The 13,794-nt window shown below is 67.4% G+C and carries 7 protein-coding genes; 4 read left to right on the top strand and 3 right to left on the bottom strand.

Annotated features, from left to right (window positions below):
* A partial coding sequence (locus AB4Z27_RS15030) for a DUF6531 domain-containing protein (RefSeq protein WP_441644693.1) occupies positions 1-3,180 on the bottom strand: 3,180 nt, incomplete at its 3' end.
* An 86-nt stretch (positions 3,181-3,266) separates the two neighbouring features.
* On the bottom strand, positions 3,267-6,158 hold the full coding sequence (locus AB4Z27_RS15025) for a type VI secretion system Vgr family protein (RefSeq protein WP_441644692.1): 2,892 nt from the start codon (positions 6,156-6,158) through the stop codon (positions 3,267-3,269).
* A 332-nt stretch (positions 6,159-6,490) separates the two neighbouring features.
* Between AB4Z27_RS15025 and AB4Z27_RS15020 the strand changes: the two genes are divergently transcribed.
* Positions 6,491-7,519, top strand: a complete 1,029-nt coding sequence (locus tag AB4Z27_RS15020) for an FUSC family protein (protein ID WP_092295854.1) — start codon at positions 6,491-6,493, stop codon at positions 7,517-7,519.
* A 6-nt stretch (positions 7,520-7,525) separates the two neighbouring features.
* Here the strand turns inward: AB4Z27_RS15020 and AB4Z27_RS15015 are convergent, their stop codons facing one another.
* On the bottom strand, positions 7,526-8,158 hold the full coding sequence (locus AB4Z27_RS15015) for a LysE family translocator (protein WP_092295857.1): 633 nt from the start codon (positions 8,156-8,158) through the stop codon (positions 7,526-7,528).
* A 204-nt stretch (positions 8,159-8,362) separates the two neighbouring features.
* Here AB4Z27_RS15015 and AB4Z27_RS15010 point away from each other — a divergent pair, with 204 nt between their 5' ends.
* The 3 genes from AB4Z27_RS15010 (at position 8,363) to AB4Z27_RS15000 (ending at position 13,762) form a co-directional block, all read left to right on the top strand.
* Positions 8,363-9,247 carry a YihY/virulence factor BrkB family protein gene (locus AB4Z27_RS15010; RefSeq protein ID WP_441644691.1) on the top strand — a complete coding sequence of 295 codons (885 nt, stop codon included), beginning with the start codon at positions 8,363-8,365 and terminating at the stop codon, positions 9,245-9,247.
* A 225-nt stretch (positions 9,248-9,472) separates the two neighbouring features.
* A complete protein-coding gene (locus AB4Z27_RS15005; RefSeq protein ID WP_092295863.1) occupies positions 9,473-11,716 on the top strand; it encodes an NADP-dependent isocitrate dehydrogenase in 2,244 nt (747 codons plus the stop codon).
* Positions 11,717-11,824: 108 nt separating this feature from the next.
* Positions 11,825-13,762, top strand: coding sequence for a hybrid sensor histidine kinase/response regulator (locus AB4Z27_RS15000; RefSeq protein WP_441644690.1), 1,938 nt, complete (start codon positions 11,825-11,827; stop codon positions 13,760-13,762).
* Positions 13,763-13,794: the final 32 nt, after the last annotated feature.

Genomic DNA, 13,794 nt, shown 5'->3' with positions numbered 1-13,794 from the left:
CAGCCGCCCCGCCGGATCGTACGCCTGCGCGTGGGAGAGCCGATTGCCCTGTGTGCGAAGCACCTCCCGGTGCAAGTCGTCGCGCTCAAGATGGACCAGTTCGCGGTCATCAAGCATCACGCCGTGCACGTGGCCCGCGCCGTAGGTCAGTACGGCCACGCGGTGCCCGTCCGGGCGGATCGTGGCGATGCGCTGGTGCAGCGCGTCGAACTCGTGCCGCCAGACCGCCACCAGCGGCTGCTCCAGGCACCGGTAGTGCTGATGTTCTCGCACCACATTGCCCGCGGCGTCGTGGAACCATTGCAGGCGGCTGTCCGCGTTCTCGGCCAGAATCATGCGGCCGTTGCCATCGTAGGCGAAGGTCTCGGCCTCGCTGCGCCCGACCTGGCCTTGTCGATCCAGCCGGCCGGCCTCGCGGCGAATCAGGCGACCAGAGGCATCGAACGCGTACGTGGTTTGCAGTTGCCCGGCATCGACGCTCCTTGTCAGCCTGCCCGTAGCCGGGTCATGGTAGTGGCGCGTCGTCTTGCCGTCGAAGCCGGTTTCCTCAAGCAGGCGCCCCACCGGGTCGTAGTGGAACTCGGTCCTGGCGTCGTTCTCGTTGACGAGTGTAATGAGCCGTCCGAGCTTGTCCCACTGGTAGCCGAGCATGCGGCCCGCCGCGTCCGTGCGCCCCGCTATCAGGCCGGCCTCGCCGTAGTGCCAAGTCGTGCGCCGGCGCAGCGCATCGGTATGCGCCAGCAAACGACCTTCCGCGTCGCGCTCGAAGGTTTCCGCGCGCCCATCGGGATGGCTGACGCTGGCCAGTTGGCCACCCTCGTACTGGTATTGGGTGGCCTCGCCTGCCGCATTGGCGAATTTCACCAGTTCGCCGCGTGCGCCGTACTGCCAGGTGCTGGTCTTGGCCGAGCAATCGGTGTAGCTGGCGAGCTGCCCCGAGGCGGTGTAGGCCAATTGCTTCCTCCCGCCCCGGGCGTCGAGGATCTCCACCAGCAGGCCTGCCTGGTTGTAGGCGTATTCGGTCTTGTGTCCGAGCGGATCCGTCTCCTCGATCAGGTTGCCCCGGTCGTCATGACGGCGCTGCCACAGCCCACCCTCGGCGTCCCGGATCCCAATGAGCTGATCGGCGTCGTCCCAGGCGTAGTGCACCGCGCTGCCGTCCGGGCGCAGGTGCTCGAGCAGGTTGCCGCGTCCGTCGTAGGCGAACCGGTCCACGGCGCCGTCCCCATGCACATGCCTGACGACATGCTTGGCCTCGTCGCGGAAGAACCATTCGGATAGTCCGTCGGGATACCGGATCCGATAGGTGTAGCCGAGGATGTCGTAGTAGTGGCGGGTTTCATGGCCGAGCGCGTCGGTTACGCAGGTCACGCGGATGTCGGGGTCCCACGCCAGGCGGGTGTCGAAGCTGCCGTCGTCGGCCCATTCGCGTACGGCCCGTGCATCCGGGCCATCGCCGTGCCACTGCAGGTTCGTGCCGCGCCCGGTGCGGTCCGTGTAGCGCGTGAGCAGGTGATGCCGGTAGGTGTAGTCCCAATGGGCGGCGTTCTCGTCCTGCGCCATCACGAGATCGCCCGCGTCGTCGTAGGTATAGCGCGAGAGCTGCCGCACGAGCTGGCCGTCGACGATCTGCCACAGTTCGGCAATGCGCCCGGCCGCGTCGGGGCGGATGCCGATATGCGCCAGCGTCGCCGCTCCCTGATAGGCGATCACGTCCGACAACACAGTGTCGCCATGAACGCGATGGTCATAGTGCAGCGCCACGCCCGCGCCGCTGCGCAGCTCGATGCCGGTCAGACGGAAGCGCTGCCCGTGAAGGCGATAGGTCTCCTGACCCTCGAAGCCCCGAGCGAGCGTCAGCGTGTTCTCCGACACCCGCACAAGCGTGATGTTCTCGATCGGATCGTGGTGGAACTTGCCRATCTCGGGGAGCGGATAGGCATGGCTGCGGCCATCGGCCGCGTGATACACCACGCCTTTGGACGCCCGATCGAAGCGGGTGGTGTACGGGGTGATCCAACGCGCGCCGCTTTGGTTCGATATACCGGTGTCGTAGGCGGCGAGGCTTGAGCGGTAGGTACGCGTCCAGGCAAGCGGCAGCTGCCCCGGCAGGATGAAATCGGTGTGCGACAGCGTCTCGTCGCCGGTGGCGAAGCTGATGCTGCGCCGGCTGCCGGACGGCGCCGGGCAGTTCCGGCAGCCCGGGCTGCCCCGTGCTGGCGCCTGACGGCCGATGGCGCCCAGCTCGCCATCCTGCGCGCGTTGCCGCGCCTCGCTGGTGTGTTTCGGGTGAACATTGGCGCTCTGGCCGGCGCGCCGCTTCTGGCGCCAGCGCGCCACCGCCTGGGCAAGTATCGCCAGCAGCCAGCCGAGGCTGTGCGCGGCCCGCGGATCAGCCAACTTCGCCAGTTGCGCCCGCAGCGTCGGGCCCATCTCGCGCAAGGCGCCCGCGCTGGCCGCCACCTGCTGCCGCATCTTCTCGGGCATCGCGAGCCGCACCGCCTTGTTGGCCCCCGCCTTGCCCGCCGCCTTGTGGGCATCCCACACCGCGCCAAAGACATTACTGATGGCCGCCCGGGGATCGTTAAGCCACTGCCCGGCTGCAACACCGGCTCGCGTGCGGGCCGACCGCGCACTGCCGGCGGCATCCAGCTGGCCCAGCGCGACGGCTTCCATTCCGCCGGCCATCTCGCCCAGCAGCCTCTCGCCCAACGCGCCGGCATCGTCGAGGATGGCGCCCAGCTTCGTCTGCGCCTGCTGCACAAAGTCGTCGAGCTCGCCGATGATGGTGGCGTTCAAATGTCCGACCAGCACCTCGATCAGCCCATCGCCAAGTGTGGCTGTGGCAGCCTGGCGCAGTTCCTGACGAACCAGTGCGAGCGTGGGCCGCAGGCTCATGCGTGCCGCTGCCATGCCCGGTGGCAACGGCAGCACGCCGATCAGGTTGATCCCGAGGCTGGCCCAGTCGAGCACATCGCGCGAGCGGCTGCGCATCAGCACGAAGATGTCGTTGAGTGCATCGACCAGTGCCATGATGTTGCCCAGCACGGGCAAGCCACCGGCCACGGTCTGGATGCGCGCCAGCGTCACCAGCCCGCCACTGGCCTGCCGCAGCCACGCATCGACCTGCGCGGCACCCCGGCCCACATCTTCCACGTCGATGGTATTGAGCGGGGCCACTGCTGTCTCGGGCGGGCGCGGAGCGGGTGAAGGTCTCGGTTCTGGCATGGCTCGGGGTATTGGCGATGGATGGGCTTCGGCGGGAATCAGGAAACAAACCCCGGCGTGGCGATCGAAGGCCGCGTGGGATGCGATACGGCCTTGGCCAGTGTCGGTACCGGCATCGACGTCGGCACTGCCTGGCCCAGCAGTGACTGGGCGCCGGACAGGCCGAATTCCGCCAAACCATCGGGAATAGTCTTGACCGCCGCGGCGAGCTGTCGCGCGCTCTGCAGCGTCTGGCCAAGCTCGCTGGCCCGGCTCGCGGCAGCGCGCACCTGTTCCGCGACAAGCCCGGCGGCGCTCTGGGCCACCGCACTGTCTTCCTCCGTTCGCGCCACGCGCGGTGGCCATTCCGGCTGGCCGACATGACTGGCCTCGACCCAGGTATCGGCGGGGTCCTTGCCGAAGCTCACCGTGGCRGGGCCCGGTGCGAGCCCACTGACCGCCGCGAAGCCCTGAGCGTTCAGCCGGCCGGCCACGGCCTTGCCCAAGGCATCCTCCACGCGGAACTCCCCGCCGATGCCGGTGTGGTTGGCGTAGCGGTTGAACAGTTCGAGATTGCCTTGCCCGGGCTTGCGCGCCGGCGGGAACGCCACGGCGCCGCGCTGCGCGGTGATCAGGGCATAGCTGGCGGTGCGAATGACATACGCGGCGCCCGTGCGATGCGTGATGCCGCCCGCGCCATAGGTGGTGCTGCTGCCGCCACCGCTGATGACGAGCTCCTGCCGGGCCGACAGCGTGATCCGGTCGGCGGTGGCTGTGATCCCGAGCCGGGCCAGCAGGTTGATGCTGTCGCGCAGCGCACGCAGGTCGATGTCGCCGCCGGCCGCCACCAGCCGCCACCCCATGCTCTGGATGAAGATCCGCATTCCCCGGCTCGCGCTGGCCAGCAGCCGCTTGCCCACGGCAAGGCTGGTATGCCCACCGCTGGTAAGCGCCAGATGCTCGCCCGAAGCGAGRTGCGTCGAGCGCGCCGTGGTGGCCTCGATGCCGRCCGGGCTGGCCAGCACAAGGTGCGGCGCGGACAGTTCCGGAAAGCTGCCGGCATCCGCATTGGCAGTTCCTGTGCCGTGGATGTCCTCGTTCTGCTGCTGGATGGCGCGGGCCACTTCGGCGTGGTCGGCCTGGTCGGCCGCGTCCTGCGCCGCGTGCTGCTGCGCCAGTTCGGCCAGCGTTTCCTGCTGCGCGCGCGCCACGGCCAGCCGCTCCACGGTCTCGCCCATGTCCTTGTGATGCGCCCGGGCGTTGGCACGTCGCTCGGTGGTCAGCAGCATGCCGTGGGCGCGCACGACGCCCTGCCCGTCTGTGCGCAGCTCGAAACCCTCGCCCCGTTTGTCCTTGCGCCCGGCGCCGTGCAGCACGCGCGTCAGAAAGCCGAGGCCCAGCCACGAGGTCTGATGGCCGCTCTGCAGCTGGGTCTGGATTTCTCCCTGGGTATCGTCCTGGACAAAGGCGTTGGCCCGCTCGCCATGCAAYTCCTTGCTGACAAAGCCGGAYAGCGCGTGCTGCGCCGGCAGCGGCCACTGCGGCATATTGAGACGGTTCGGTACACGGCCGGTGACGATAGGACAATCGGGATCGCCATTCAGGTGCTCGACCACCACCTCCTGGCCGATGCGCGGCACGTGCACCGCCCCGAAGCGATTGCCCTGCCACGCCGAAGASACCCGCACCCARCATGAGCTGTTGGCGTTGCGCTGGCCGAKCCGGTCCCAATGCATCTGGATACGGATGCGCCCGTACGCGTCGGTCCACGTCTCCTCGCCCTCCGGCCCKACCACCGTGGCGGTCTGCGGGCCGCTSGTGCGCGGCTTGGGCTGGGTCCGCTCGGGCCGGAACAGCACGTTCGTCGGCTGCGCCGTGAAGGCGACCTCGCAACGCCACTGCTGGCCCATGCCCGACACTTCGGGGACATCCTCGATCTCCAGATCGGTGCCGAGGATCAGGTACTCGCGATTGGCCTTGTCCTGGACAAAATGGCTCAGCTTGAACGTGCATCCGGGCACCATCGCGCGCACGTGGCCGCGTCCGCTCGCCCGACTGCCGTGCTGGCGGAGTGCCTCCATCCGCAACTGGGCGAGATGGCCGCCTTCGCGCCACGGGTCGTTGTCGGTGGCRGGCTGGCCATGGTCGCCCGGATATTCATAGATCTCTGCCTCGGCATGCGCGGTATCGAGCGGCGCCGCCGAGCGCACCGCCAGATCCGCGCCTGGCTTGACGAAATCGTAGTCGGAGCTGGCCCATTGGCCGGACACGAGGCGGTCGTGCAGCACGAACGCGTGCAGGCACTCCTCGTCGATGCGGTCCGCGCTGCGCTGCCAGCGAATGGTGTGGTAGGCGAGGCTGGTGTATGGCGCGAAGGCACTGTTGGCATCGGTCAGCACCAGCCGGTGCTTGCCATCGCTGTGCGCGATGTGCCAGGAAATGCCCCACTCCTGGGTCAGGCGCTGGAAGAAATCGAAGTCGCTCTCGCCGTACTGGACCTGGTATTCACGGCTGGGGTAGCGGCCCACGTCGAGGCGCCATTCGATGGGGAAGGTGTAGGCGGAGAGCAGCGCTTCGAGGATCCCGACCACGGTCTGTTGCTGAAAGACGCGGAAGTTCGTGGTCAGCGTGGCCAGCCAGAGCCACGGGCGCAGCGTCAGGCAGTAGGCGATCTGCCGGCCTTGCGGGATCGGGCCACGCACGTCGGTAATCAGCCCCGTGATCTCCCGCGTGCCCACGCCGGTGCGGCCAACTGGCCCGGTGCCGCTGCCATCGAGTTCGATGGCCACCGTCAGTTCCTGGCCGCGCAGGGCCTGCGTGTCGAGGTTCGCCGCCGGACCGGACGGCGCATACCGGGCGTCGGGCGTCTTCAGCTGCACTTCGTATTCGAACAACTCGCACAGCCGCTCCGTCCCGGACARCCGCGAGAACACCAGCGCCGGTGCACCCATCAACGTGGGCAGACCGGCGCAACGGACAGAGACGGTACGGGACGGCGACGGCGAGGGGTTGCGCATATCGGAGCATGTCGACACAGGATGAAGGCAAGGCGACGGCTGCATCGGCTGCTGCGCGGCGCAGCCAGCACAATGCGGCGAAGGCTCGCATCATCGAATATGACAAGTTCGAAAGTGCGCTTAGATAAACTTCAATGAGATCTGCATGACTTCAGATGGCGGCCAGGAACCCCCAGCGCCAGGGAAGCGGCGGCCCATGTTGCGGATCGTGCGCCGGGCTCTATACACTACAAGCGTCCCGGCCCCCCCTGAAGGTGATCGCCCCCATGCTTGAGGCCCTGCGAAATACAACAAGCGCGCTGTTCGACCCCGATCGCCGATTCCGCCAGGCCCGCATCTTCCACGCCACGCGCGTGGCGCTGGCCCTGCTGGTGTCCATCGCGCTGACCACCGGCATCAACGTGCCGCATGGCGAATGGGCGTCGATCACGGTGCTCGTGGTCATTGGCGGGCTCCAGCATCACGGCAATATCCGCCGCCGCGCCGCCGAGCGCGGGGTGGGCACGCTGATCGGCGCCTTCGTCGGCCTCTTCCTGATCCTCCAGGAAAGCTACTTCCGCATTCCGCTGCTGACCTACCTGCTGATCGCCGTGGCGTGCGGGTATGCGGCCTACCATGCGGTCGGCAAGGGGGGATATATCGCGCTGCTGGCTGGCATTACGGTGGTCATCACGGCYGGCCACGGYGACCAGAACGTCTATGACGCGCTCTGGCGCACGGTTGATGTGATGATCGGCACGGCCATCGCGCTGGTGTTCTCGTTCGCGCTGCCGGCCTATGCGTCATATTCGTGGCGTTTCAAGCTGGCCGGGCTGCTGCGCGCCTGTGCGGCCGTGCACGCCAAGATCGAACGGGGTTTTGCGGATGAGAGCGAGCGGCAGCAGGCCATGATGAAGCTGGGCCCGCCGCTGGTGCARCTGCGCAGCCTGATCCCCTCGGTAGCGAAGGAAACCGGCACGCTGCCGGCGGATCTGGAGGAGGTCCAGCACTGCGCGCGGGTGTGCATCAGCGCGCTGGAGATGTTGGCGACGATTCCGCCCGAGAGCATCGATGCCTGCGGGGACGAGCACTGCATCCGCGACCTGCTGCTGGAAATTTCCAGCGCGCTGGAAGCCGGCGACGAGTCCATGGTTCGCCAGAACATCACCCTGCCGGCGCCGCACCCGGACGATCCGTCCATCGGCCATAGCTCGTTCGCGTTCCTGACGCTGCAGCTGTCGGCCGAACTGGGCCATCTGCGCGACCATCTGTCCCAGATGGCGGCGCAGCATCACTTTCCCTACGCCACGCGCTGAATCGGGCTACTTCCGGTCTGTCAGCGCGATGCGCATGGCCAGCGCGCCAAGTACGGTTCCCATCACATAGCGCTGCGCACGCAACCACCGCTCGCTACGCGACAGGAATGCGGTAATCCCGGACGCCCCCATCACCAGCAGCAAATTCACCGCGCCGCTGACGCCGATCTGCACCGCGCCCAGTTGCAGGCTCTGCCACAGCACCGAGCCCTGCTCGGGATGCAGGAACTGCGGGAAGAACGACAGGTAGAACATCGCCACCTTGGGATTCAGCAGATTGGTGACAAAGCCCATGCTGAACAACTTGCGCGGTGGATCGTCGGGCAGCGCCCGGGCCTGGAACGGCGCGGCGCCGCCGGGGCGCACCGCCTGCCAGGCCAGCCAGAGCAGGTAGGCCGCGCCGGCCAGCCGGATGGCATCGAAGGCGAAGGGCACCGCCATCAGCAGCGCGGTCAGCCCCAGCGCGGCGGCCATCAGGTGGACCACAAACCCGAGCAGCACGCCCGCCAGCGAGACCAGCCCCGCCGCTCGGCCCTGGCACAGCGCGCGGGACACGCAATAGATCATGTTCGGCCCCGGCGTCAGCACCAGAACAAGGGCCGCCAGGGCGAAAAAGGCCAGGTCGTGCCAGTCGAGCATGTCGGATTTCCTTCAAAAAGGGCGACTTCGGGGGATTGGGCCATTATAGGGACGGGGGCCAGCGTCGATTGGATACAGATCGGCATGACTTTCGGGCCGATCTGTACAGCACCGTGTACAGCCCCGGGCACCGTGTCGGACAAACTCGCCTTGCCGGGGCACCGCCGATGGGCCACATTGGTCTGTGACGCCTCCTTGCCTCCCATGCCCATCCTCGACACCCGCATCCGGCACGTCCTCCAGCACCCCGGGCGTTTCATCCTGACCACGCTCCGGGAATTCCGCGCCAACCAGGGCCTGCTGCTGGCCGGGGCGGTGGCGTACTACGCGCTGCTGTCGATCGTGCCCTTGCTGATCCTGATGCTGATTGGCCTGTCGCACGTGATCGAGCCGGCCCGGCTGCTCGATACGCTGGCGCGCTATCTGGAATGGCTACTGCCCGGGCAGTCGCGCGCACTGGTGGCCGAACTGGCGCGCTTCATGGACCACCGCGCCCTCGGCTGGGTGCTGCTGGTGACGATGATCTTCTTCAGTTCGCTGGCCTTCACCGTGCTGGAGAACGCCATGTCGGTCATCTTCATCCATCGCGTGGCCATCCGGCGGCGGCATTTCCTCGTCTCGGCCATCCTGCCCTATTGCTACATCCTCGTGCTGAGCGTGGGACTGCTGGTGGTGACGCTGGTGGCGGGCGGGCTCCAGACCATCGGCGAACGGCACCTGGAGGTGCTCGGCCATGAATGGTCGCTGGACCGCCTGTCCGGCACCCTGCTCTACCTGCTCGGGCTGGCCGGCGAGATCCTGCTGCTGACCTCGATCTACCTCGTYATGCCGGTGGGCCGGCTGTCCGTGCGCCATGCGCTGGTGGGGGCGGTCTTCGCCTGCGTGCTCTGGGAGGTGTCCCGCCACGTGCTGGTCTGGTATTTCGCCACGCTGTCGCAGGTGGGGCGGGTGTACGGCTCCCTGACCACGGCCATCGTGGTGCTGCTGAGCCTGGAGATTGCCGCCACGCTGCTGCTGTTCGGCGCCCAGGTCATTGCCGCCGTGGAGCGCTCCRGCGTGGACCCTGCGCCGCAAGGGTTCCACACCTAGCCGTCAGTCGGCAATTTGAAGGAAGATGGCCGACAATTGACGGACTTGCAGGCTTGATGCGCGACAGAGACGACTTCGACATCTGAATGCCTTTGCATACATCCGCGCAAAAACCGCAATGGTTCGCCCCTCCCGACACCAAAAATAAGGCAAAATTCGGGTCTTGCCCCCGGCTGTGACCCACCCGGGGCATTTTCCAACCTGATTCTTGATGCGAGATAAGCAATGAGTACCCAGCAGCCAACCATCATCTACACCCTGACCGACGAAGCTCCGCTGCTGGCGACCAGTGCCTTCCTGCCCATCATCCGCACGTTCGCAGCCCCGGCTGGCGTGAACGTCGAGACCAGCGACATCTCGGTGGCTGGCCGCATCCTGGGCGAATTCCCCGAATTCCTGACCGAAGAGCAGCGCGTGCCGGACAACCTGGCCGAACTGGGCCGCCTGACGCTGCTGCCGGACACCAACATCATCAAGCTGCCGAACATCAGCGCCTCGCTGTTCCAGCTCGTCAGCGCGATCAAGGAACTCCAGTCGAAGGGCTACAAGATCCCCGACTACCCGGAAGATCCGAAGAACGACGAAGAAAAGGCCATCCAGAAGCGCTACTCCAAGTGCCTGGGCAGCGCCGTGAACCCCGTGCTGCGCGAAGGCAACTCCGACCGCCGCGCACCGGCCGCCGTGAAGAACTTCGCCCGCAAGCACCCGCACAGCATGGGCGACTGGAGCATGGCTTCGCGCACCCACGTGGCRCACATGAAGCATGGCGACTTCTACCACGGTGAAAAGTCGATCACGCTGGACCGCGCACGTGACGTGCGCATGGAACTGGTCACCAAGAGCGGCAAGACCATCGTCCTGAAGTCGAAGGTGGCCCTGCTGGACGGCGAAGTCATCGACAGCATGTTCATGAGCAAGAAGGCCCTGCTGGCCTTCTACGAAGAACAGATGGAAGACGCGCGCAAGACCGGCGTCATGCTGAGCCTGCACGTGAAGGCGACCATGATGAAGGTGTCGCACCCGATCGTGTTCGGCCACGCCGTGAAGGTCTTCTACAAGGACGCCTTCGCCAAGCACCAGAAGCTGTTCGACGAACTGGGCGTGAACGTGAACAACGGCCTGGTGGACCTGTACACCAAGATCGAGGCCCTGCCGGAGTCGAAGCGCGAGGAAGTCATCCGCGACATGCACGCCTGCCACGAACATCGCCCGGAACTGGCGATGGTGGATTCGGCCAAGGGCATCTCGAACCTGCACGCACCGAACGACGTGATCGTCGATGCCTCGATGCCGGCCATGATCCGTATCGGCGGCAAGATGTGGGGCGCCGACGGGCGCACCAAGGACACCAAGTGCCTGATCCCGGAATCGACCTTCGCCCGGATCTACCAGGAAATCATCAACTTCTGCAAGACCAACGGYGCCTTTGACCCGGTGACGATGGGCACGGTGCCGAACGTCGGCCTGATGGCGCAGAAGGCCGAAGAGTACGGCTCGCACGACAAGACGTTCGAGATTGCCGAAGACGGCGAGGCCCGCATCGTCGACAACGCCACCAATGAAGTGCTGACGGCGCTGACGCAGAAGGTCGAGCAGGGCGACATCTGGCGCATGTGCCAGGTCAAGGACGCCCCGATCCGCGACTGGGTGAAGCTGGCCGTGACCCGCGCCCGCAACTCGGGCACGCCGGCCGTGTTCTGGCTGGACCCGTACCGTCCGCACGAGGCCGAGCTGATCAAGAAGGTGGAAACCTACCTGAAGGACTACGACACCAACGGCCTGGACATCCAGATCATGTCGCAGGTGCGCGCCATGCGCTACACGCTGGAACGCGTGATCCGCGGCCTGGACACCATCTCGGTGACCGGCAACATCCTGCGCGACTACCTGACCGACCTGTTCCCGATCATGGAACTGGGCACCAGCGCCAAGATGCTGTCGATCGTGCCGCTGATGGCCGGTGGCGGCCTGTACGAGACCGGCGCCGGCGGTTCGGCTCCGAAGCACGTGGCCCAGCTGGTGGAAGAGAACCACCTGCGCTGGGATTCGCTGGGCGAGTTCCTGGCCCTGGCCGTGTCGCTGGAAGAGCTGGGCATCAAGTCCGGCAACGCCCGCGCCAAGGTGCTGGCCAAGACGCTGGACGCCGCCACGGGCAAGCTGCTCGACAACAACAAGAGCCCGTCGCCGAAGACCGGCCAGCTCGACAACCGCGGCAGCCAGTTCTACCTGGCCATGTACTGGGCCCAGGAACTGGCCGCGCAGAAGGACGACGCCGAACTGGCCAAGACCTTCGCACCGCTGGCCAAGACGCTGACCGACAACGAGAAGACCATTGTCGGCGAGCTGTCGGACGTGCAGGGCAAGGCAGCCGACATCGGCGGCTACTACAAGCCTGACTTCGACAAGCTGGACGCGGTGATGCGCCCGAGCAAGACGCTCAACGCGGCCCTGGAGGCCGTGAAGGGCTGATGACTGCTCCCTCCGCCCCGGCACCCGGGGCGGAATCGCCGGAACGGCCGGACCCGCGCAATGCGTGGTGCCGGCCGTTTTTGCATTGACCACCAGGCAAGCCACATCGTGCAGGAATCCCCGCATGCCCTCGCCGCCGCCGGCCTAGACAGCGCCGCCTTCCACGCGCTGGCGGACGCGATCGACCAGGCGTTCTGCGTCATCGAGGTGATCTTCGACGGCGACCGGGCGATCGACTACCGCTTCGTCACCGTCAACCACGTGTTCGAGGCCCAGACCGGGCTGCATCAGGCGCAGGGCCGCAATATGCGCGACCTCGCACCCGGGCACGAGGCCCACTGGTTCGAGATCTATGGCGAGGTGGCGCTGCGCGGCCATCCGCGTCGCTTCGTCGAGCAGGCGCGCGCGCTGGACCGCTGGTTCGAGGTCTACGCCTTCCGCGTGGGCGATGGGGTGCGCCCGCTGGTCGGCGTCCTGTTCCGCGACATCACCGCCCGGCGCGAGGCCGAGGCGGCGCTGCGCAAGACCGAAACCCAGGCACAACTGGCCGTGGCCATCGCCCGGCTCGGCACCTTCCGGCAGGACACGGAAACCGGGCTGGTCTATATGGATGCGCGCATGCGCGAGCTGCGCGGCGGCGGCGAGGCCGAAGTCATGCCGCTGGCCGAGACCCTCCAGCGCGTGCACCCCGATGACCGGCCCCGGCTGCTGCAGGCCGTGGAAACCGCCATCGCCACGGCCGACGAGAGTGGTGGCGGCGGCTTCGAGGTGGACTACCGCATCCTCTGGCCCGATGGCAGCGAGCACTGGCACGCGGCCAATGGACAGGTCGAGTTCGAGGGCGAGGGTCGCCGGCGGCATCAAGCCAATGTGCTGGGTACGGCGCTCGACATCACGGTGCGCAAGCAGGCCGAAGCCATCCTGCGCGAGGCCGACGCCCGCAAGGACGAATTCCTCGCCACGCTGGCCCACGAGCTACGCAACCCGCTGGCCACCATCCACAATGCGCTCCAGCTCCAGGCCGCCGCTGCCACCCGGATGGACGCGCCGCGCCTCCAGGCCATGCTCGACCGGCAGGTGGAGCACATGATGCGGCTGATCGACGAGCTGATGGAAGTCTCCCGCATCACGCGGGGCGTGATCGAGCTGAAGGTTGAGCCGCTCGACTTCGCCGACGTGCTGCGCAATGCCGTGGAGGCCGCCCGCCCCGCCGCCATCCAGGCGGGCCACGTGCTGACGCTCCAGCCGGCCGACACCCCGCTGCCGGTGCTCGGCGACGCGGTGCGGCTGGCGCAGATCCTCGGCAACCTGCTGGCGAACGCGGTGCGCTACACCGACCCTGGTGGACGCATCGACGTGCACGCGTGGCGCGACGCCGCCGGCATCCACGCCGCCGTGGCCGACACCGGCATCGGCATCCCGCCCGGGCATCTGGGGCGGCTGTTCGCGCTGTTCGGCCAGTTCGACAAGAACGCGCCGCGCTCGCAGGGCGGGCTCGGCATCGGGCTCGCCACGACGCGCAAGCTGGCGCAGATGCATGGCGGCGACGTCCAGGCCGCCAGCCCCGGGCTGGGGCTCGGCAGCACCTTCACCGTCTCGCTGCCGGCCAGCGATGGCCCCGCCGCGGCTGACGACGCGAAAAGCCGGCCCGGCTCGCTGCCCAAGCCGGTGCGCGTGCTGGTGGTGGACGACAACCGCGATGCCGCCGACAGCGTGGCGATGCTGCTGGACATGTACGGCGCGACCGCCACGGTGGCCTACGATGGCGCGAGCGCGCTGGAGGCCCTCGCCCAATGGTGGCCGGACGTGGTGCTGCTGGACCTCGGCATGCCGTCGATGGATGGCTACGAGGTGGCCACGCGCATCCGCCAGACCTGGCGCGACCGCCCGGTGATGCTGGTCGCGCTGACCGGCTGGGGCCAGGCCGCCGACCGCGACCGCACCCGCGCGCATGGTTTCGACGCCCACCTCGTGAAGCCGGTGGGGCTGGAGGCCTTGCTGGCGCTCCTCGCCAATTGCGGCGGCGCTGCATCGCCCCCTAAATAGGCACTATTCGTCATACGTCACGGCCATGGTCT

This window comes from Cupriavidus sp. KB_39, assembly GCF_052114485.1.
Classification (GTDB): domain Bacteria; phylum Pseudomonadota; class Gammaproteobacteria; order Burkholderiales; family Burkholderiaceae; genus Cupriavidus.
This window is presented reverse-complemented; position numbering and strand designations above follow the sequence as displayed.